The 20,612-nt window shown below is 36.4% G+C and carries 19 protein-coding genes and 1 CRISPR repeat array; of the genes, 12 read left to right on the top strand and 7 right to left on the bottom strand.

From position 1 onward, the window contains the following. The first annotated feature begins 321 nt into the window (after positions 1–321). The 9 genes from cas9 to ychF all read left to right on the top strand — a co-directional run bounded on the left by cas9 (position 322) and on the right by ychF (position 13,756). Positions 322–4,554, top strand: a complete 4,233-nt coding sequence (cas9, locus tag BM143_RS01310) for a type II CRISPR RNA-guided endonuclease Cas9 (protein WP_090022125.1) — start codon at positions 322–324, stop codon at positions 4,552–4,554. Between the two features lie 2 nt (positions 4,555–4,556). Then, positions 4,557–5,450 carry a type II CRISPR-associated endonuclease Cas1 gene (gene cas1 / locus BM143_RS01305; RefSeq protein WP_090022122.1) on the top strand — a complete coding sequence of 298 codons (894 nt, stop codon included), beginning with the start codon at positions 4,557–4,559 and terminating at the stop codon, positions 5,448–5,450. After that, positions 5,447–5,785 (top strand): CRISPR-associated endonuclease Cas2, encoded by a 339-nt coding sequence (gene cas2, locus BM143_RS01300; protein WP_048506756.1) that lies wholly within the window; start codon positions 5,447–5,449, stop codon positions 5,783–5,785. The genes cas1 and cas2 overlap by 4 nt, the downstream gene beginning before the upstream one ends. 57 nt (positions 5,786–5,842) lie before the next feature. Next, positions 5,843–6,351: a CRISPR direct-repeat array (repeat unit 47 nt; unit sequence GCTGTGACTAATCACGAAGTTAATAAATTTTGAAAGCAATTCACAAC). Positions 6,352–6,549: 198 nt separating this feature from the next. Next, positions 6,550–7,227: a YceI family protein gene (locus tag BM143_RS01295; protein WP_090022119.1), complete on the top strand. Its 678-nt coding sequence runs from the start codon at positions 6,550–6,552 to the stop codon at positions 7,225–7,227. Positions 7,228–7,348: 121 nt separating this feature from the next. Continuing rightward, positions 7,349–7,606 carry a DUF1294 domain-containing protein gene (locus BM143_RS01290; protein WP_090022117.1) on the top strand — a complete coding sequence of 86 codons (258 nt, stop codon included), beginning with the start codon at positions 7,349–7,351 and terminating at the stop codon, positions 7,604–7,606. A gap of 185 nt (positions 7,607–7,791) precedes the next feature. Further along, the gene (typA, locus tag BM143_RS01285) at positions 7,792–9,597 is read left to right on the top strand and encodes a translational GTPase TypA (protein WP_047456424.1); all 1,806 of its coding nucleotides are present in this window, start codon (positions 7,792–7,794) and stop codon (positions 9,595–9,597) included. Between the two features lie 125 nt (positions 9,598–9,722). Further along, positions 9,723–11,333 (top strand): glycoside hydrolase family 10-like protein, encoded by a 1,611-nt coding sequence (locus BM143_RS01280; RefSeq protein WP_090022115.1) that lies wholly within the window; start codon positions 9,723–9,725, stop codon positions 11,331–11,333. Between the two features lie 576 nt (positions 11,334–11,909). Beyond that, a complete protein-coding gene (locus BM143_RS01275; protein ID WP_090022113.1) occupies positions 11,910–12,461 on the top strand; it encodes a ferritin in 552 nt (183 codons plus the stop codon). Between the two features lie 203 nt (positions 12,462–12,664). After that, a complete protein-coding gene (ychF, locus tag BM143_RS01270) occupies positions 12,665–13,756 on the top strand; it encodes a redox-regulated ATPase YchF (RefSeq protein WP_034725191.1) in 1,092 nt (363 codons plus the stop codon). 114 nt (positions 13,757–13,870) lie between these two features. On the opposite strand, the gene BM143_RS01265 is transcribed toward ychF, so the two are convergent. The 6 genes from BM143_RS01265 to BM143_RS23675 all read right to left on the bottom strand — a co-directional run bounded on the left by BM143_RS01265 (position 13,871) and on the right by BM143_RS23675 (position 15,476). Further along, positions 13,871–14,050: a hypothetical protein gene (locus tag BM143_RS01265; protein WP_047456416.1), complete on the bottom strand. Its 180-nt coding sequence runs from the start codon at positions 14,048–14,050 to the stop codon at positions 13,871–13,873. A 52-nt stretch (positions 14,051–14,102) separates the two neighbouring features. Then, positions 14,103–14,306 (bottom strand): bacteriocin, encoded by a 204-nt coding sequence (locus BM143_RS23690; RefSeq protein WP_139221962.1) that lies wholly within the window; start codon positions 14,304–14,306, stop codon positions 14,103–14,105. 51 nt (positions 14,307–14,357) lie between these two features. Continuing rightward, on the bottom strand, positions 14,358–14,573 hold the full coding sequence (locus BM143_RS01260) for a bacteriocin (protein ID WP_090022110.1): 216 nt from the start codon (positions 14,571–14,573) through the stop codon (positions 14,358–14,360). 45 nt (positions 14,574–14,618) lie between these two features. Then, positions 14,619–14,813: a bacteriocin gene (locus tag BM143_RS23685; protein ID WP_139221961.1), complete on the bottom strand. Its 195-nt coding sequence runs from the start codon at positions 14,811–14,813 to the stop codon at positions 14,619–14,621. A gap of 150 nt (positions 14,814–14,963) precedes the next feature. Beyond that, positions 14,964–15,128: a bacteriocin gene (locus BM143_RS23680; RefSeq protein ID WP_139221960.1), complete on the bottom strand. Its 165-nt coding sequence runs from the start codon at positions 15,126–15,128 to the stop codon at positions 14,964–14,966. Positions 15,129–15,314: 186 nt separating this feature from the next. Then, entirely contained in the window at positions 15,315–15,476 is a 162-nt protein-coding gene (locus BM143_RS23675) for a bacteriocin (protein ID WP_139221959.1), read from the bottom strand. A 133-nt stretch (positions 15,477–15,609) separates the two neighbouring features. Between BM143_RS23675 and BM143_RS01250 the strand changes: the two genes are divergently transcribed. From BM143_RS01250 to cls, 3 genes are all read left to right on the top strand, one after another. Then, complete coding sequence (locus BM143_RS01250; protein ID WP_090022103.1) at positions 15,610–16,548, top strand: helix-turn-helix domain-containing protein; 939 nt, start codon at positions 15,610–15,612, stop codon at positions 16,546–16,548. 98 nt (positions 16,549–16,646) lie between these two features. Beyond that, a complete protein-coding gene (locus tag BM143_RS01245; RefSeq protein ID WP_047456408.1) occupies positions 16,647–17,411 on the top strand; it encodes an SDR family NAD(P)-dependent oxidoreductase in 765 nt (254 codons plus the stop codon). 185 nt (positions 17,412–17,596) lie between these two features. After that, entirely contained in the window at positions 17,597–19,060 is a 1,464-nt protein-coding gene (cls, locus tag BM143_RS01240) for a cardiolipin synthase (RefSeq protein ID WP_090022101.1), read from the top strand. 4 nt (positions 19,061–19,064) lie between these two features. Here cls and BM143_RS01235 read toward each other — a convergent pair whose 3' ends face one another. After that, positions 19,065–20,213 (bottom strand): methionine aminotransferase, encoded by a 1,149-nt coding sequence (locus tag BM143_RS01235; RefSeq protein ID WP_090023854.1) that lies wholly within the window; start codon positions 20,211–20,213, stop codon positions 19,065–19,067. Positions 20,214–20,612: the final 399 nt, after the last annotated feature.

Raw genomic sequence — 20,612 nt, 5'->3', positions numbered from 1 at the left:
GTTATATATTGTTGGCAATATATAGGTTAAGTTTGGACCTTAACAAATTTGACTCGTCAGTTCAAAATACTTGCTCAATAAGTTACAAATGTATAAAAAATATTTTTAAATTTGTACAGAGTTAATAAATGAATTTTTAAAATTATTGATTAAGCTATTTCTACTTGGATAGTAATAAGTTAAGTTTGGACCTTAACAAACTCAACTCGTCAGGTGAGTTACTTAATCAATAAGCTTATACAAATATAGGAACAAATTATTTATATTGTACAGAGTTATAAAATATTTTAAATTATTTTATGTAATTAATTGATAATCAACATGAAAAATATACTTGGGCTAGATTTAGGAACCAACTCAATTGGTTGGGCTTTAATTAAACAAAACGCTGAAGAGAAGCAGGGAAGTATTCTAGGAATGGGAACCCGTGTATTACCTATGTCACAGGATGTTTTAGGGGATTTTGGAAAAGGTAATTCAGTTTCACAAACAGCTGACAGAACTGGTTATAGAGGAGTAAGAAGGCTGCGGGAACGGTTTTTACTAAGAAGAGAAAGACTGCACCGGGTTTTGAATATTTTAGGTTTTCTGCCGGATTATTATGCTGCTCGAATAGATTTCGATAAAAGAGTAGGAAAGTTTAAACAAGAAACAGAGCCTAAACTACCCTATAACAATGAAGGTTTTATTTTCAAGAATTCATTTGAAGAAATGCTTTCAGATTTTAAAATATCTCAACCTGAGCTTTTATCAGGAAACAAAAAAGTTCCTTATGACTGGACGATTTATTATTTAAGAAAAAAAGCAGTCTCTCAGAGAATAGAGAAAGAAGAGCTGGCCTGGATTATTTTAAATTTTAATCAGAAAAGAGGCTACTACCAGCTTAGAGGAGAAGATTTTGACGAAGAAAAAGATAAAACATTTTTGACGTTAGACGTTGAGAAAGTGATTGATTCCGGGGAAAAAGTGAAAGGAAATGTCCTTTTTGATGTATATTTTACCAATGGATGGAAATATGAAAAGCAAATAACAAAGCCGGAAGATTGGCTTGGGCGTTCAAAAGAATTTATCATCACCGAATCCTTATTAAAAAATGGTGAAGTAAAGCGGACTTTTAAAGCTGTTGATTCTGAAAAGGATTGGATTGCCATCAAGACGAAAACAGAACAGGAAATTGAAGTAGCTCATAAAACAGTAGGATCTTATATTTATGATACCATTCTTCAAAATCCTAAACAAAAAATAAAGGGAAAACTTGTCCGAACAATTGAACGAAAGTTTTACAAAGAAGAGCTGAGCCAGATTCTTGAAAAACAAAAAGACTTTCATCCTGAACTGCAAAATGAAGATTTGTACAGCGATTGTGTAAGAGAATTATACAGAAATAATGACGCCCACCAGTTAAGTCTGGCTAAAAAGAATTTTAAACATCTTTTCGTAGAGGATATCATTTTTTATCAGAGACCTTTAAGAAGTCAGAAGTCTTCTGTTTCTAACTGTACTTTGGAATGTAGAAGATACAAAGATAAAAGCGGAACAGAAGGAACTCAATTACTGAAGGTTATCCCTAAATCAAACCCATATTATCAGGAATTCCGCATCTGGCAGTGGATATCTAACCTGAAAATTTACAGAAGAGATGATGATGTGAATATGACTTCGGAGTATTTAAAAACAACTGAAGATTACGAAGATTTTTTTGTATTTCTAAATACGAGAAAAGAAGTTGACCAGAAAGCATGTCTAAAACATTTTAAAGTAAGTGAAAAAACGCATCGCTGGAATTATGTTGAAGATAAAAAATATCCCAGCAATGAGACCGGAACAATGATTTTGGAAAGACTTAAAAAAGTATGGGATAGCACAGATAATATCTTTACAAGAGAAATGGAGCAACAAATCTGGCATATAATCTATTCTGTGAATGATAAAACAGAATATGAAAAAGCCTTGAAATCCTTTGCCAGGAAAAATGATCTCGATGACGATTCGTTCTTTGAAGCTTTCAGAAAATTTCCTCCATTTGATAGTGAGTATGGCTCCTTTTCTGAGAAAGCCATTAAGAAACTGTTACCATTGATGAGAACCGGGAAGTATTGGAATTGGGAAGCTGTTGATGAAAAAACAAAAATCAGGATTCAAAAAATAATTACCGGAGAATATGATGAAGATATTAAAGATAATATAAGGGAAAAAACTCTTTCTCTTCAGAAAGAAAGTGATTTTCAAGGATTACCTTTATGGTTAGCCCAATATGTTGTATATGGAAGACATTCTGAAGCTTCAGTCGCAGGAAAATGGAATTCTGTGAATGATATGGAAGAGTATTTGAAAGAATTCAAACAACATTCTCTTCGTAACCCAATTGTAGAACAGGTGATAACGGAAACCATCCGGGTGGTGAAAGATATCTGGATAAAATATGGTAATGGAGCGGCAGATTTTTTCGATGAAATTCATATTGAACTTGGTAGAGAAATGAAGCTTCCGGCAAAGGAGCGAAGTAAAATGACCCAAAAAATATCAGAAAACGAAAATACTAATCTTCGTATTAAGGCTTTACTGGCAGAAATGATGAATGATAGTGAAGTACAGAATGTAAGGCCCTATTCTCCCATGCAGCAGGAAATTCTGAAAATATATGAAGATGGAGCTCTGAATTCTGAGATCTCTGTGGATGATGATATTCTTAAAATCAGTAAAACAGCGCAACCTTCTCCGTCCGATCTGAAAAAGTATAAACTTTGGCTGGAACAAAAATACCGTTCACCTTATACAGGAGATATTATTCCCCTTAATAAACTTTTTACAACTGAATATGAAATTGAACATATTATTCCTCAAAGCCGATATTTTGACGACAGTTTCAGCAATAAAGTGATTTGTGAATCTTCAGTTAACAGGCTAAAAGATAATTACATTGGTCTTGGATTCATTAAACAGTTTCATGGCTATAAAATTTCTGATAAAACTAAAGTCTTTGAAGTGGATGAATATGAGGATTTTGTGAAGAAAAATTATGCCAATAACTGGTCTAAGAGATCAAAACTTCTGCTGGAAGAAATTCCGGAAGAGATGATTGAACGTCAACTTAATGATACCCGGTATATCAGTAAATATATTTCAGGTATCCTTTCTAATGTTGTAAGGAAAAGAGAAAATGATGATGGCGTAAATTCTAAAGATATTATTCCCGGTAATGGAAAAATCACATCACAACTTAAACAGGACTGGGGATTAAATGATGTTTGGAATGATTTAGTTCTTCCTCGTTTTGAACGAATGAACGAGCTTACAAAATCTAATGACTTTACAGTCTGGAATGAAAAATACCAGAAGTTTTTGCCAACAGTGCCCGTCGAATTTTCAAAGGGGTTTTCAAAAAAGAGAATAGATCATCGTCATCATGCATTAGATGCTTTGGTAATTGCCTGTGCAACGAAAGATCATGTTAATCTGCTTAATAATCAGTCTGCAAAATCAGAAATGAAACGGTATGATTTGAAAAGAAAGCTGATGAAGTTTGAAAAGAAAGCCTATCAGCATTCACAAACAGGAGAAAGAATTATAAAGGATGTTCCGGTAGAATTTTTAAAACCGTGGGATAATTTTATTGTCGAAGCGAGAGATAGTCTTGATAGAATTATTGTAAGCTTTAAACAGAATCTTAGAGTAATTAATAAAGCTACAAATCATTATGAAAAATGGATTGAAAAAGATAATGTTAAAGTAAAAGGTTTGGTGGAGCAGCAAGGTTTGAATTGGGCAATAAGAAAACCATTGCATAAAGACACGGTTTCCGGAAAAGTAGATTTACCGGGAATCAAAGTTCCTAAAGGAAAAATACTAACTGCTACGAGGAAAAGTATTGATACTTCTTTCGATATGAAAACCATCAATTCCATTACAGATACTGGAATTCAGAAAATTCTAAAAAATTATCTTGAATATAAAGGAAGTTCTGAGGAAGCTTTTTCACCTGAAGGAATTGAAGATATGAATAAGAATATCGAAAAATTTAATGATGGAAAACAGCATCAGCCTATTACTAAAGTGAGGATTTTTGAATTAGGCAGTAAATTTCCATTAGGGCAAAACGGGAATAAAAAAGATAAATATGTGGAAACGGCAAAAGGAACTAATCTCTTTTTTGCCATATATGAAGATGATAAAGGCAAAAGAACATATGAAACGATTCCTTTAAATGAAGTGATTGAGAGAGAGAAACAGGGATTGGCGCCAGTTACATTAAAAAGTAAAAATGATTTTTATTTGTCTCCCAATGACTTGGTATATGTTGCTACAGAAGCTGAATCTATAGATAACCTGGATTTTCAGTCTGCTTCTCAAGAACATATAAATAATGTTTATAAAGTTGTAAGCTTTTCTGGCAGCCAAATTTTCTTTGTGAAACAGAATATTGCTGTTTCTATTGTAAATAAAGCTGAATTTTCTACTTTAAACAAGATGGAAAGGGCTATTGATGGCAAAATGATTAAAGATTGCTGTGTAAAGTTAAAAATTGACCGTATAGGAAATATAACTCAATCGTAATCATGATCACCCGCTCTATCTACATCGGAAATCCCGCTTACCTTAAACTGAAAGATGAGCAGATGAAAATACTTTGTCCGGAAACTAAAGCAGAGAAAGGTAGTGTTCCCGTTGAAGATCTGGGCTTGCTCATGCTGGATCATTTTCAGATCACCCTTTCACATCAGCTGATTCAAAAAATGATGGGGAATAATGTAGTGGTTATCAGTTGTGATGCACAACATTTGCCACATGGAATAATGCTTCCCCTGTATGGACATACGGAGCATTCGGATAGAGTAAAAGATCAGATTGAAGCGAGTGAGCCTTTGAAAAAGCAACTTTGGAAACAGACCATAGAATGTAAAATTGAAAACCAGAAAAATCTTCTGATACGGTTAGGAAACTATTTTGAGCCTATGATAGAATATCAGAGAAATGTAAAAAGTGGCGATATTACTAATATGGAAGGCATAGCTGCGCAGCATTACTGGAAATACCTGATTAGTATTGACTTTTTGAGAGGACGTTTTGGAGATTCTCCCAATCAGTTCTTTAATTTTGGGTATTCAGTTTTAAGAAGTATTGTCGCAAGGTCTATTGTAGAAACCGGATTGCTTCCTGTCTTGGGGATTTTTCATAAAAATAAATACAATCCTTACTGTTTGGCAGATGATCTGATGGAACCCTACCGTCCTTTTGTTGATCTATTGGTGATGGATTGGCTCAAGAAAAACTCCCAAACAGAAGAGCTGACTAAGGAATATAAAGCTCATATTTTACAGATTGCAACCAAGGATGTGAGAATTGATGCGAAAATACGTCCTCTGTTGGTCGCAGTAAAAACTACAGCGACTTCATTATACAAATGCTATACGGGAGAAAAGCGACTGATCTCTTATCCCGAACTGATATGAATTCCGAAAGGTTTAACGCATACAGAATTATGTGGGTTTTAGTATTATATGATCTCCCTACTGAGACGAAAGCTAATATGAGAGATGCTAATCGCTTCCGTAAAGGTTTGATTGATGACGGATTTACTCTTTTCCAGTTTTCAATGTACGTCCGCCATTGCCCGAGCCGGGAAAATGCGGAAGTGCATATCAAAAGGGTTAAATTTATGCTCCCAAAAGCAGGTAAAGTGGCCATTATGTGTATTACCGATAAGCAGTTTGGGGATATCGAAATATTCTTTGCCAGAAATAAAGAAGAACCGCCTCCAACCTTTCAGCAACTTGAATTATTCTAATTTTAAAATTCTAATTAAATAAAAAACCCATTGAATTTCAATGGGTTAAATTTTGAGGCTGTGACTAATCACGAAGTTAATAAATTTTGAAAGCAATTCACAACTGATTTGGCGTTCCGAAAAGACTATATTCAGCTGTGACTAATCACGAAGTTAATAAATTTTGAAAGCAATTCACAACACGCTTCGCCTTATACGACTTTGATTGTCGGCTGTGACTAATCACGAAGTTAATAAATTTTGAAAGCAATTCACAACTATCGTGGCAGGATATAGTAAAGGATATTGGCTGTGACTAATCACGAAGTTAATAAATTTTGAAAGCAATTCACAACGAAAGCATATAGAAAAATTAAGTTATTTAAGCTGTGACTAATCACGAAGTTAATAAATTTTGAAAGCAATTCACAACACATTACAAAGTATTCTTTGTACAGATCAAGCTGTGACTAATCACGAAGTTAATAAATTTTGAAAGCAATTCACAACAGGTTTCCATTCTTAAAGTAATTCCCATATGCTGTGACTAATCACGAAGTTAATAAATTTTGAAAGCAATTCACAACCCAGCCTTGAATTCAGTAAGGAAGATAAATCGCTGTAACTCATCACAAAGTTAATAAATCTAAAATAAAGTATTTTCTATACAAAAACTGTAATTTTTTATTTCTTGATGTATGTTAAGGTGATCATTAATATGGTTTTCTATTTTTGAAATTCTTAAATTTAAAGTTTTAAAACAATTTTCTAAACAAACAAACAATATGAAAAAACTTAGTGTAATCGCATTAGTAGGAATTGGATTGCTTGCAGCATCATGTAATAAAGACAAGTCAGCAGATACTGCAGCTACGGCTACAGAACAGAAAGTAGCTGAGAGCAAAGGTGAAGTTTTACCGGTAGATGTTGCTACTTCTGTAGTAAACTGGAAAGCTTTCCACAAAGGAGGTATGGCACCTCGTTGGGGAACACTTAACGTAAAGTCTGGAGATCTTAGCATTGAAGGAGGTCAGCTGGCTGCCGGAAATTTTGTGATCGATATGAATTCTATTAAAGTGGATCCGGCTTCAGTAACGGAGAAAGATAAAAAACCTGCAGATCTTGAAGCTCACTTAAAAAATCCTGATTTCTTTGATACGGCAAAGAACCCAACTTCAGATTTCAAAATTACCAGTGTAACAGATTTGAAGGATGCACCTAAAGATGCTGTTGCAGGAGCTAACAAAACAGTAAGCGGAAACCTTACTTTATCAGGAAAAACAGTTAATGTAACTTTCCCTGCTAAAGTAGATGTAACAGAAACTTCAGCGGCTGTGAATGCTAAATTCACTGTAAACAGAGCAGATTGGGGACTTAAATTCGGTACTTCAGAAGCAGATCCTGCAGAATGGATGATCAGCAAAGACATCGAGATCTCTGTTGATGTGAAAGCTAAAAAATAATTGTTAGATACAATACAAATAGGGAGAGCTGCTTTTTTATAAAAGCAGCTTTTTTTATGGGATTTATTTTATCGTGGCTAAGGCACTCGAAGCCACCGCTCAATTCACTACTTTTGCACCCATGATCTACATTCTGCTTATCACAAGCGTGATTACCTTTATCATTTTTGGCTGGGACAAAAGACTTTCCATTAAACATAAAAGGAGAATTTCTGAAAGTACACTTTTAGGATTCACATTTCTTGGTGGAACCGTTGGAGCAATTTTAGGAATGCTCATTTTCAGGCATAAAATTTCTAAAAAATCTTTTTTGCTGAAATTGGGCGGAATTATTTTAATTCAGGCCATATGTATTTATTTTTTAGAAAAATATTCGTGAGATTAATCGTTTAAACCTAATGGTAGATTCTTAATCTTCAATTTAAATGGAATTCTAAAATCTTCAATTTTAAAGCTTTAACAGGGTAAACTGGTGAACGTGCTCATTATGAATTTGTTAATTAATTTATATTCTTGCTTATTATTCATTAGAAATCACTATTTTTGCACCCGTAAAAATCATTCATGCAAAACATTAGAAATATTGCGATTATCGCACACGTTGACCACGGGAAGACGACTTTGGTTGACAAGATTATTCATGCTACAAACATTTTCAGAGAAAATCAGGAAAGTGGAGAATTAATAATGGATAATAACGATCTTGAAAGAGAAAGAGGTATTACCATTCTATCTAAAAATATTTCTGTTACTTATAAAGACGTTAAGATTAACGTAATCGATACTCCCGGTCACGCCGATTTCGGTGGGGAAGTAGAGAGAGTTTTAAAAATGGCGGATGGAGTTATTTTGTTGGTGGATGCCTTTGAAGGGCCAATGCCTCAGACAAGATTCGTACTTCAGAAAGCATTGGAATTAGGACTTAGACCATTAGTGGTAATCAATAAAGTAGATAAACCAAACTGTCGTCCTGAAGAAGTTCATGACCAGGTATTTGATTTATTCTTCAACCTTGAGGCTACTGAAGAGCAGCTTGATTTCCCAACATTCTATGGTTCTTCCAAGCAAGGTTGGTTCAACACTTCATTAGAGCAGACAGAAGATATTTTCCCATTATTAGATGGTATCCTACAATATGTTCCTGAACCTAAAGTAGAGGAAGGAAACTTACAGATGCAAATCGTTTCCCTTGACTTTTCTTCTTTCTTAGGAAGAATCGCAATCGGAAAAGTAATCAGAGGTGAGATCAAAGAATCTCAGTGGATCGGTTTAGCTCAGGCAGACGGTAAAGTATTGAAAGGAAAAGTAAAAGAACTTTATGTTTTTGAAGGTTTAGGTAAGAAAAAAGTTACAGAAGTAAAAGCAGGTGATATCTGTGCTGTTGTAGGTTTTGATGCATTCCAAATCGGTGATTCATTCGTAGATCTTGAAAATCCTGAACCATTGCCAAGAACTGCAATTGATGAGCCTACATTGAACATGACGTTCTCTATCAACAATTCACCTTTCTTCGGTAAAGACGGTAAATATGTTACTTCTAACCACCTGAAAGAAAGATTAACAAAAGAATTAGAGAAAAACTTAGCATTAAGAGTTGAACAAACTGATGATGCCAACACATTCCTTGTTTTCGGTAGAGGTATTCTTCACTTGTCAGTTTTGATCGAAACAATGAGAAGAGAAGGGTATGAAATGACAATTGGTCAGCCACAGGTTATCCTTAGAGAAATCGACGGAGAAAAATGTGAGCCTTATGAATCTTTAGTAGTAGACGTTCCTGAAGAATTTGCTTCAAGAGTAATCGACTTGGCTACTCAGAGAAAAGGTGACCTTCACATTATGGAAACTAAAGGAGAAATGCAGCATATGGAATTCGAAATTCCTTCAAGAGGTTTGATCGGATTGCGTTCTCAAATGTTGACAGCTACCGCTGGTGAAGCTATTATGGCTCACCGTTTCACAGAATACAAGCCTTTCAAAGGTGCGATTCCTGGAAGAAGTAATGGAGTATTGATCAGCAAAACTCAAGGTCCTGCTACAGAATATTCTATCGCTAAACTACAGGATAGAGGTAAGTTCTATGTAGATCCGGGTGAGGAAATCTATGCAGGTATGATCATCGGTGAACAAAACAAGCCAGGTGACTTGGTAGTAAACATCGTTGAAGCAAAACAATTGAACAACATGAGAGCTTCAGGTAAAGATAAAGATACAGGTGTTGCACCGAAAATCTTATTCTCTCTTGAAGAATGTATGGAATATATCCAAGGTGATGAAGCGATTGAGGTGACTCCAAACTTCATCAGAATGAGAAAGAAAGTACTTTCTGAAGAAGAAAGAAAAAGAATGGACAGATCTGCGAAAGCATAAGAAATTCTTACATATAAGAAAAGCCTCGAATTTTTCGGGGCTTTTTTATTATACTATGTCTTAAAATGTTTATTTTGGCATAATAATCTCTTAGAAAAAATAAATTTTAAAGTAGTTTGCAGACGATGAGAATGAATATCATAAAGCTTACTGTTTTAGCCGGAGTTTTTGCATCATATGCCAGTTGCTCCGTCCAGAACAATACCGTAAAAGCAACCCCGACAAAAAATACAGCAAAGCCCAATACCAATATATCAAAACCTAAAGAACCGGTTGCCGTAGTAAAACCCGGAACACCAGTTCCTCCGGCAGATGAAAACTTCAGAACTGTTCTTCCCGAAGTTAAAAGAGAATTCCGTGGCGCATGGATTGCGAGCGTAGCCAATATCAACTGGCCTTCAAGAAATGACTTAACGGTGGATCAGCAGAAAGCAGAAGCGATAAGCATGCTCGATATGCTGAAAGACAATAATTTCAATGCAGCCATTTTCCAGATCAGACCTTCTGCAGATGCTTTGTATACGAGTAATATTGAACCCTGGTCTTACTTTCTGACCGGACAAACCGGAACCGCTCCTTATCCTAATTATGATCCCCTTCAGTTTTGGATTGAAGAAGCGCATAAAAGAGGTTTGGAGCTGCATGTCTGGTTAAATCCTTATCGTGCCCATCATTCAAACGGAGGAGCTGTTAATAGTCTTTCTATGGCAAGCAAGCTGTCCGACATCGTGATTAAATTAAAGAACGGAATGTACTGGTTTGATCCCGCTAATCCAAAAACGCAGGGCCACGTTTCCAATGTCGTAAAAGATATTGTGAAAAGATATGATATCGATGCTGTTCACTTTGATGACTATTTCTATCCTTACGCCACATACAACAGAGGGGCAGATTTTCCGGATAATGCAAGCTGGAATGAGTATCTGAGAAACGGCGGAACATTGTCCAGAGCAGACTGGAGAAGAGACAACGTGAATAAATTCGTGGAAAGAATTTATAAAGAAATTCATGCAGAGAAAAATTATGTACGATTTGGAATCAGTCCGTTTGGGATCTGGAAACCCGGATATCCTGAAGGAATCGTAGGTTCATCCCAGTACGACGAATTGTATGCTGATGCTAAATTATGGCTGAATAAAGGCTGGGTAGATTATTTTTCACCACAGCTGTACTGGCCGATTGATTCAAAAGGGCAGGGTTTTGAAGCTTTACTGAACTGGTGGAAATCTGAAAATACAATGAACCGTCACCTGTGGCCGGGACTGAATACCGTTGAGATCAAAGTATCAGATCGACCTACGGAAATTAAAAATCAGATTGAAGTTTCCAGACAGATCTTAAAGAACGATGCCGGAGAAATCCACTGGAGTATTGCCGGACTTACGAAAAATGCCAATATGCTTCCTATCCTGAAAAATGGCCCATATAAAGAAAAAGCTCTGATTCCGAAAACATCCTGGATCAAAGCCATTCCATTGCAGACCCCTACTATTTTTGTGACAGACAGCGGAAGTTCAGCCAGAACAAGCTGGAGCACTAAAAATATAGGTGATGTATTTCAATGGGTACTTTTCACCCAGTATAACGGAGTTTGGGAAACAGAAATCCTTACTTTAGACACGCTTTCAAAAGACATTCCGAAATTTAAAGACGGCAAGAAACTCAATGCAGTAGCTATAAAAGCAGTCGACAGACTTGGAAATGAAAGTGATTATATGGCTAAGAAGATAAAGTAAAGGGCTGGAAGAGGGAAGAAGGAGGCTGGAAGTTAGTATTAGTCTTGTCATAACTCACAATTATCAGTTGGATTCAGCAGCCTGAAAAAAATCGAATAAAAACCTTTTACGTTTAATAAAACCACAATACAACCAGTTCAGAAAAGGACTGGTTTTTCTTTTAAATAAAACATCCAATCAGAAGTATAAAATTTTATGGAGATACTATCTCTGCATCTTAAAGCATCCGAATCAGAAAATAATTTGCACCCTAGCATTCACCAGAAAATGATCTTTTTGAACCGTTTTTTCTTTAAATAACACCTTACTTAACGGCATGAAATTTTATCGAAGATAAAATCCTTGCGCCTTAAAACAGTCGAATCAGAAAATAATTTGCGTCCTTGCGTTCACCAAAAAAACACAAAACCCATTCGAGAAATGACATCAATTTATTTTAGAATAACTATAAATTAAACATTTAATTATCTTTAAATCAATGATTTATAAACGATATCAAATTTATTGGAAGAAAAAAGAGACACGGGCGGAACCATTTTTGCATTATTATTTCCATAATCACAAAAATATACCATTATGAATACCAACAGACTTTCCGCGACTATTGAAAAAGCATTGAGTGATCAGATGAACAAAGAGATTCACGCGTCACACGTTTTTCTATCTTATGGAATATGGGCAGATGACAAAGGTTATCAGGGAATCGCCAATTTCCTTTACAGACACTCGCAGGAAGAAAGAAACCATTCCATCAAATTCATGGAATATGTACTGAACAGAGGCGGAAAACCGAAAGTAGATACCATTCCGGCTCCTCCAGCCGATCCGGACTCTTTAACGGCCTGTTTCGATGGCGTCTTTAAACATGAAGTAGACAATACGACTGCGATTTATAAAATTGTAGATATGGCATTGGAAGAAAAAGACTGGGCAACCTGGAATTTCATGCAGTGGTTCGTTCAGGAACAGATCGAAGAAGAAACACTGGCTGCCAACCTGATTGATAAATTAAAAATTGCAGGGGGAGACAGAGCTACAGATGAATCATTATTTACTTTAGATAAAGCATTGCAGAATGCACCGAATGACGTTCCTCTGGCTCAGGAAGCTACCGGTGAGAATCCATAAAAACCAATCGGTGAACTAAAATTATTAAAAATCTGTCAGAATTACTGACAGATTTTTTTATTATGAATCTCCCCATAAATTCACTACCTTTGCAGGCTGAAAGTTCAATGGTCCGGAGTTGATAAAGGAAAGCCTTTGCATACAAGACCCTAAACCTTGAACTTAAATCGTATCATTGAACATTAAACTTTGAATTTTACAATATGAAATGTGGAATTGTAGGCCTTCCGAATGTAGGTAAATCAACTCTTTTTAACTGCTTAAGCAATGCTAAAGCACAGTCTGCGAACTATCCTTTCTGTACCATAGAACCGAACTTAGGAACGGTATCGGTACCGGATCAGAGATTATTCGAGCTTGAAAAATTAGTTAATCCGGAGAGAGTACTGCCTGCGGTAGTTGAAATCGTTGACATTGCAGGTCTTGTAAAAGGGGCGAGCAAAGGAGAAGGATTGGGAAACCAGTTTCTTGCGAACATCCGCGAGTGTGAAGCTATTATCCACGTTTTAAGATGTTTTGACAATGGTAATATCATCCACGTTGAAGGTTCTGTAGATCCGATGAGAGATAAAGAAATCATCGACATCGAGTTACAGCTGAAAGACCTTGAAACGGTAGGAAAAGCAGTTGAAAAAGCTAAAAAATTCATCAAGTCCGGAAAGAAAGACGATATCCTTGTATACGAAACCCTTCAAAACTTAGAGAAGTTCATTGAAGATGGAAAGAATGCAAGAGAATTTCCTGTTAATGACTTAACGCAGCCCATCATTGATGATATCCAGCTTTTAACGAAAAAGCCGGTATTGTATGTATGCAACGTAGACGAAAATTCTATCAAAAACGGAAACGAATGGATAGAGAAAATCGAAACGATGGCTAAGAATGAAGGGGCAGAAGTTGTTGTTTTGGCAGCACAGATCGAGGCAGATATCAATGAGCTTGAAACATTTGAGGAAAGAGAGATTTTCCTTGAAGAATTAGGTCTTGAAGAGCCTGGAGTAAACCGTTTGATCAGAAAAGCTTACGACTTACTGAAGCTTCAGACGTATTTTACAGCGGGTGTAAAAGAAGTAAGAGCATGGACAATTGGTCAGGGATGGACAGCTCCACAGGCTGCCGGAGTGATCCACACAGACTTCGAAAAAGGGTTCATCCGTGCAGAAGTAATCAAGTACAATGATTATTTAACGTACGGTTCTGAAGTGAAAATTAAAGAAGCCGGAAAACTTTCTGTAGAAGGTAAAGAATATATCGTTCAGGATGGAGACATCATGCACTTTAGATTCAACGTATAAGAATATATTAAAGTTAGTTATAAATGAAAAACGCTTCCACGCAATATGGGAAGCGTTTTTTGCATAAAAAAACCACCCTGCAGGAGAGTGGTTCTTTAAAAATATTTCTTGATATTAGAATAAACGCTCGATAGGATCTATAATGATCAGTTGGCACTGCTGTTCAGCGCATCCTCTTCCGTATTTTCTGCATTCTCCTGTAAAAGGATCAATGCACATTTCTTTTCCGCCAACAATTGTTCTTAATTCTCTTTTGTTTAATTTTTTACCGTTGCTTAAGTTCTGATTTTTCATGATGATTTGATTTTTGGTTTATTATATTCAATAATTGTTTTTACAGTAAAGGCTATTGAATGGATATATCGATAATCTGTGGTCTGCATTCTTTTTGTGCACAGTTGACAGAAATTCGGGTACAGGTACCGGGAGGGATCTGCTCACAAGGCTCCATACAAGGATTTGACCTCATACAATCCAGCTTACCTCCGGCAATAGTTTTAAGTTCTTTTTTGCTTAGCTTTTTCGCGCTTTGTAAAATTATTTTTTTCATGGTCTTTGATTTGATTAGTTAGTTTTTTTTTAATAGTCTGTATACTAAAGCTTACGGTACAAATACCGGCTCCGGTTGCGGCCTGCATATTTTTTGTGCACAGCCGACAGAAATTTTTGTACACGCTCTTGGATCCCCTGGAGGAATTGGTTCGCATGGAAATTCTGTACAAAGAATAGGTTCCATACAATTCATCATGCCTCCGGCAATAGTTTTAAGTTCTTTTTTGCTTAGCTTTTTCGCTTCTTGTAGAATGTTTTTTTTCATGGTTCTTGTCGTTATTTTATCAGTGATTTACGGTAGTAGTGAAAGTTATTGCGGTCTGCATATTTTCTGTGCACAACCTACAGAAATTTTTGTGCATGCTCTTGGATCGTCAGAGGAGAATACCTCGCAAGGTGGGTCTGTACATAAAACAGGTTCCATACAGTCCAGCTTACCTCCGGCAATAGTTTTGAGTTCTTTTTTACTTAATTTTTTCCCTCTTTGTAAAAATGAGTTTTTCATTGTTTTGATTTTTAATACGTTAGTTGAAAAACTAAGATATGAAAAATATCAACATATATCACGTAGTGAAGAAAAAATATTCCAAATTATAGGGGATGATGGAGAAACATAAAAAAAGCCGCTCCCATTATGAGCGGCTCATTTAATTTTTTATAAAGGATCTATGAAAGGTCTGCATTGTAATTGTGCACATCCTATTGATATTTTTCTGCATCCTCCGGTCATGGGATCAATACAGTCCATGAGCCCACCTGTGATGCTTCTTAATTGCTTTTTGTTCAGTTTTTTCCCTTTAGGTAAATCTTGATTTTTCATTGTTTTGATTTTTAGTGTGTTAGCTTTAACTAAAATAAAGAAAAAAATTGATATTATATCACCTGATTATGATAAATATTTAAACAAATAATAAATATGTTGTTTTAATATGGGTGTACGGCTGATTGATCTGTGATATTCATAAAAAAATACCACTCCTTTTGGAATGGTACTCTGTTTCATCGGTTAATCCAATGGGTTGGGCCTGCATTGCGGATCGGCACAGCCTTGTGAAAAAATCCGGCACTGATTGGTTTTTGGATCACGACAGATCATCAATCCACCGGTAATGCTTCTCAATTCCTTCTTATTTAATTTTTTCCCGTTTTCTAAATTTTGATTTTTCATAATAATTATAGGTTGTTGTTTGGTTGAACCAAGGTATAAAAAATACTCATTGAATGACATTTTAAAATTTCAGTTGTATTTGATTTTCATATAACAGCAACTTTGTATATTTGAATTTTACAAATCGTTCGCTATGGAAAAGATCGCTCATGCAACCCTTGAAGATTTTTATAAAGAAATGACCGCCAAGCTGGGAAAAGACCTTGAAAGTATTTTTCCAAAAGGGCTTGGTAAAGATATCGGACACTTTAATGTTTTTGATATCAGGCAGACCATAGAAAAGGTAAAAATGACTTCAGAAATGCCGTATAACCGGCGTAAGTACTATAAAATCAGTTTGATCAGAGGCAGGAACAGGGCAGAGTATGCAGATAAGATTGTTGCGATTAAGAAGAATGCATTGCTGTTCGCCACTCCAAAGGTTCCGTATCACTGGGTTCCTGAAGATCCTGATCAGTCAGGGAGTTTCTGTGTATTTACAGAAGATTTTTTCATTAAGGCACAATCCCGGTTTTCATTGGAAGAGCTACCTATATTTCAGCCCGGAAACATTCCTTTATTTGAAATTGAAGATGAACTGGCAGACGAAATAGAAGTGCTTTTCGGGAAGATAAAAAATGAAATAGATTCAGATTATGTATTCAAATATGACCTGATCAGAAACTATGTCCTGGAACTCATTCATTATGGGCAGAAGTTGCAGCCTGCTGCGAAATTATCGGCTTCCAATGATGCTTCATTAAGAGTGGTTTCATTGTTCATAGAGCTGTTGGAAAGACAGTTTCCTATCGAATCTTCGGAACAGAGACTGCAATTGAAAACAGCCAAAGATTATGCAAACCGTCTGGCTGTACACGTGAATTATTTAAACAAAAAATTAAAAGAAAGCACCGGGAAAACCACCACTGAATTTATCGCAGATCGCATGGTTCAGGAAGCTAAAATCCTTTTAAGACAGACCAAATGGAATGTCTCAGAGATTTCCTATGCATTGGGTTTTGAAGAAATAGCTCACTTTTCCAACTTTTTTAAAAGAAAAACATCCTTCACACCAATGGAATTTCGCTCATGATTTGAATTTTGCAAATTTCAGATTGATTCGGGCAACCGCATCCTTCGCAAAATTGCCCAACTTTGTACCATTAAATAGTAAAACAAATCATATAAAAGATGAATACAAAAACAAAAATTGCACTAATCACTGGAGGAAGCCGCGGATTGGGTAAAAATGCAGCCCTAAAAATTGCTCAGAAAGGACTAGACGTTATTATTACGTATAAAAACAGTAAAGAAGAGGCGGATGCTGTTGTAAACGAAATCAAAGCTTTGGGTCAAAAAGCCATCGCTTATCAGCTGGACACGAGAGATGTGAAAAGCTTTGATGCATTTGTCAAAAACATCACCGATCATCTGGAAACAGAAACGGGAAACTCAAACATCGATTTCCTGATCAACAATGCGGGAACGGCTTTATATGCTCCGATCACAGAAACTACGGAAGAACAGCTTGATGATATCGTCAATGTACACTTTAAAGGGGTTTTCTTTCTGACACAGAAAATGCTTCCTTTCATCAATGATGGTGGCGGAATTGTAAATATTTCATCAGGATTGGCAAGATTCGCCCTTCCGGGATCATCTGTTTACGGTTCTATGAAAGCGGGTGTTGAGATGCTGACCAAATACATGGCCAAAGAATTAGGCCCTCGTAAAATCAAAGCGAATGTGATTGCACCGGGAGCTATTGAAACCGATTTCGGAGGTGGAAGAACCAGAGACGATCAGAATGTAAATTCAATGATTTCCAATATTACCGCTTTAGGCAGAGCCGGACTTCCGGATGATATCGGCGGGGTAGTTGCTTTTCTTTGTACTGAAGATGCCGGCTGGATTACCGGGCAGAGAATTGAGGCTTCAGGAGGAATGTTTTTATAGACGAAAATAGGTCAATTCGCTTGCTTCCCGTCATTGCGAGGCGCGAAGTAACGAAGCAATCTTATATTATTAATAAGACCAGTTCAGATAAGGGACTGGTCTTATTTTTTATTACCGATAGAACGGATAAAGAGGTTTTTTAACAAATTTACCTACCTTTAATATCAATAATAAACTTCAAGTCTATGATTAAAGAATTTTTCAACCAGTTTCCCTATATTCTCGTAGGGCTCGAAGTTCTTTATCTTGTCGGGATTATCTTCCTGGCCGGGAAAATTATCATGGATACGAAGAATACAAGCAAAACCCTGGCTTATCTCATGCTGATCATCTTCCTTCCGGTGGTGGGAATTATCATCTACTTTGTCTTTGGGGTGAATTACCGGAAAAATAAGTTTTATACTTTTAAAATAGAGCGGAACGAGCAGGTTTATCAGGCTATAAGTACTTATATCAGGGAAACACACCATAAAACGCTGGAAAATCATAGGGAAGACATAGACCAGTTTCTCACGACCGTTAATTTTCTGTATAATGCCGGGCATTCTCCTTTGTCACAGGGAAATCATGCAGAAGTACTGATCAACGGTGAAGGGAAATTTAAAAAAGTTTTTGAGGTGCTTGAAAGAGCAGTTCATCACATTCACCTGGAGTATTATATTTATGATAATGATGATATCGGAAACAGGCTTGCGGATTTGCTGATCAGAAAAGCAAAAGAAGGTGTGATCATCCGTTTTCTGTATGATGATATGGGCAGTGGAAAAATAGGAAAAAAACTATTAAAAAGGCTTAAGGAAGGCGGAGTACAGGTGTCTCCCGTTAATAAAATCACATTCAGACTTCTCGCGAACCGGGTCAATTACAGAGATCACCGAAAGATCATTATTGTAGACGGAGCAGAAGTTTTTACAGGCGGAATTAATGTTTCAGATAAATATATTAACCCTAATCCCAAACAGTACTGGAGGGATGTTCATCTGTATATGAAAGGAGAGGCTGCCTTTTATTTTCAGTTCTTGTTTTTCAGCAACTGGATTTTTGCAACGGAAAAAATTCCCGAGATTTCCCAGCTCTATTTTACAAAACACGAAGGTGATGGAACTTCACTGATCCAGACTGCAGCCAGCGGACCGGATACCAAACCTTCCATCATGCTGAGTACAACTTCCGCAGTACTTTCAGCGAAAAAAAGGATCTATATCGTTACGCCTTACTTTATTCCGGTTGAAACGGTGCTGAATGCTATTAAACAGGCCGCTCTTTCCGGGGTTGACGTAAGATTGATGGTTCCCAAATCCGGTGATTCTGTCATCGTAAATGCAGCGGCATATTCTTATTATGAAGAACTTTTAGAGAATAACGTGAGGGTTTTCTTTTACAAAAAAGGCTTTATTCATGCGAAAACAATGCTCATAGATGATCAATTTTCTTCAGTAGGTACCGCGAATATGGATGTGCGAAGCCAGGAACTGAATTTCGAGGTGAATGCATTGGTTTTTGATCAAAAGATCAACAAGAAACTTCAGGATTTGTTTCATGAAGATATGAACGATTGCGAAGAAATCTCCTTAGAATCCTGGAGAAAAAGGCCAAAATCCAAAGTGTTCTTTGAGCATCTGGCGAGACTGCTTTCCCCGCTGATATAAAATTTTAAAGTCTGGAAAGGTTTTCTATTGCTCTTTCTAAGGTTTCCTGTTTTTTCGCGAAACACAATCTGATGACATGATCATTTCTTTTATTTTTATAAAACGATGAAAAAGGAACACTGGCCACTTTATGATTGATCGTCAGTTCGGAAGCGAAATCAAAATCATTTTTCTCGGAAATTTTATCATAGGTGAGCGCCTGAAAATAGGTTCCCTCACAGTCCAGAAGCCCGAAAGAAGTACCCGCAAGTCCCTGTCTCAGAAAATCTCTTTTTTCCTGAAAGAATATATTTAGGTTATTGTAATGATCATCATTTTTCATGTATTCTGCCAAAGCCAGCTGGATCGGTGTATTCACACAGAAAACATTGAACTGATGTACCTTTCTGAACTCGTCGGTAAGGTTTTTAGGAGCTGCACAATATCCCGTTTTCCAGCCTGTAACATGGAACAGCTTTCCAAAAGATGCAACAAGAAGGCTTCTTTCTTTAAGTTCAGGATAGTGACAGATACTCAAATGCTGTTTTCCATCAAATACAATATTTTCATATACTTCGTCGCTCAGAATAAGGATAGGAGTGTCTTTCACGATGCTAACCAGTTCCTGCAGATCGTTTTCCTTTAAAATCTTTCCTGAAGGATTATTCGGATTGTTGAGAATGATCATCTTCGTTTTATCGCTCACAAGGCCTTTTACCATAGTCCAGTCGATTTCATAATCCGGAGCTTTCATTTCAAAACGTTTTACGATTCCTCCGAAAAGCTCTACAGTAGGTTCATAGCAATCATAAGCGGGCTCAAAAATAATGACTTCATCATCCTTTTTTACAAACGTGGCAATAGCGGTGAAAATAGCCTGTGTGCCTCCTGCAGTAACCGTTATTTCAGAATCGGGGTGATAAATTACCTGATGACTGTTCTCAATTTTTCTGGCGATTTCTTCCTTTAAAGACATCATCCCTCCCAGTGGAGCATATTGGTTGAAACCCTTTTTAATGAAATGGTCTACATGATCCAGCAGTTCAGCATCCGGCATGAAATCCGGGAATCCCTGAGAAAGATTGATGGCCTCATTTTCATTGGCGAGTTGTGTCATCTGGCTGAAAATGGTAGTTCCTACATTAGAAAGCTTGGATAAAGGAAGTTGTATCATGAAGATCAATTTTGTTGATCCCAATTTAATTTATTTTTTGCAATCATGAAACAGAAGAACCAAATTGTTTAAACTTTTGAGTTGGAAAAGCGCAAAGGAACGCAAGTTTTTTTTCTAAGTCGAATGCTTTAAGGCGCGAGGATTTTCTCTCCGATAAAATTGTAGGCCGTTCAATAAATGCCAATGAACTTGCTGAAAATCTCTGATTTTCTTGCGCCTTAAAATATCGTCATTTTTGTTCAAGCTTTGCGTTCCTTTGCGCTTTTCCAACTGTAAAAAGATAAAATTTTGAATATCAATTAGATCAATGTAAATGACCTGATTTTTCTATTTTCATTCTTGAGAAAATAACAATTTAAACAACTTCAAAGAAAATGGTCAAAATGAGTTCAACGTAAA

The organism is Chryseobacterium oleae (genome assembly GCF_900115055.1).
GTDB lineage: Bacteria > Bacteroidota > Bacteroidia > Flavobacteriales > Weeksellaceae > Chryseobacterium > Chryseobacterium oleae.
This window is presented reverse-complemented; position numbering and strand designations above follow the sequence as displayed.

What these genes read in the sequence shown, in the direction of transcription:
- cas9 (WP_090022125.1), top strand. Translation starts at nt 322, where the DNA reads ATGAAAAATATACTTGGGCTAGATTTAGGAACCAACTCAATTGGTTGG.
- cas1 (WP_090022122.1), top strand. Translation starts at nt 4,557, where the DNA reads ATGATCACCCGCTCTATCTACATCGGAAATCCCGCTTACCTTAAACTG.
- cas2 (WP_048506756.1), top strand. Translation starts at nt 5,447, where the DNA reads ATGAATTCCGAAAGGTTTAACGCATACAGAATTATGTGGGTTTTAGTA.
- BM143_RS01295 (WP_090022119.1), top strand. Translation starts at nt 6,550, where the DNA reads ATGAAAAAACTTAGTGTAATCGCATTAGTAGGAATTGGATTGCTTGCA.
- BM143_RS01290 (WP_090022117.1), top strand. Translation starts at nt 7,349, where the DNA reads ATGATCTACATTCTGCTTATCACAAGCGTGATTACCTTTATCATTTTT.
- typA (WP_047456424.1), top strand. Translation starts at nt 7,792, where the DNA reads ATGCAAAACATTAGAAATATTGCGATTATCGCACACGTTGACCACGGG.
- BM143_RS01280 (WP_090022115.1), top strand. Translation starts at nt 9,723, where the DNA reads ATGAGAATGAATATCATAAAGCTTACTGTTTTAGCCGGAGTTTTTGCA.
- BM143_RS01275 (WP_090022113.1), top strand. Translation starts at nt 11,910, where the DNA reads ATGAATACCAACAGACTTTCCGCGACTATTGAAAAAGCATTGAGTGAT.
- ychF (WP_034725191.1), top strand. Translation starts at nt 12,665, where the DNA reads ATGAAATGTGGAATTGTAGGCCTTCCGAATGTAGGTAAATCAACTCTT.
- BM143_RS01265 (WP_047456416.1), bottom strand. Translation starts at nt 14,050, where the DNA reads ATGAAAAATCAGAACTTAAGCAACGGTAAAAAATTAAACAAAAGAGAA.
- BM143_RS23690 (WP_139221962.1), bottom strand. Translation starts at nt 14,306, where the DNA reads ATGAAAAAAATAATTTTACAAAGCGCGAAAAAGCTAAGCAAAAAAGAA.
- BM143_RS01260 (WP_090022110.1), bottom strand. Translation starts at nt 14,573, where the DNA reads ATGAAAAAAAACATTCTACAAGAAGCGAAAAAGCTAAGCAAAAAAGAA.
- BM143_RS23685 (WP_139221961.1), bottom strand. Translation starts at nt 14,813, where the DNA reads ATGAAAAACTCATTTTTACAAAGAGGGAAAAAATTAAGTAAAAAAGAA.
- BM143_RS23680 (WP_139221960.1), bottom strand. Translation starts at nt 15,128, where the DNA reads ATGAAAAATCAAGATTTACCTAAAGGGAAAAAACTGAACAAAAAGCAA.
- BM143_RS23675 (WP_139221959.1), bottom strand. Translation starts at nt 15,476, where the DNA reads ATGAAAAATCAAAATTTAGAAAACGGGAAAAAATTAAATAAGAAGGAA.
- BM143_RS01250 (WP_090022103.1), top strand. Translation starts at nt 15,610, where the DNA reads ATGGAAAAGATCGCTCATGCAACCCTTGAAGATTTTTATAAAGAAATG.
- BM143_RS01245 (WP_047456408.1), top strand. Translation starts at nt 16,647, where the DNA reads ATGAATACAAAAACAAAAATTGCACTAATCACTGGAGGAAGCCGCGGA.
- cls (WP_090022101.1), top strand. Translation starts at nt 17,597, where the DNA reads ATGATTAAAGAATTTTTCAACCAGTTTCCCTATATTCTCGTAGGGCTC.
- BM143_RS01235 (WP_090023854.1), bottom strand. Translation starts at nt 20,213, where the DNA reads ATGATACAACTTCCTTTATCCAAGCTTTCTAATGTAGGAACTACCATT.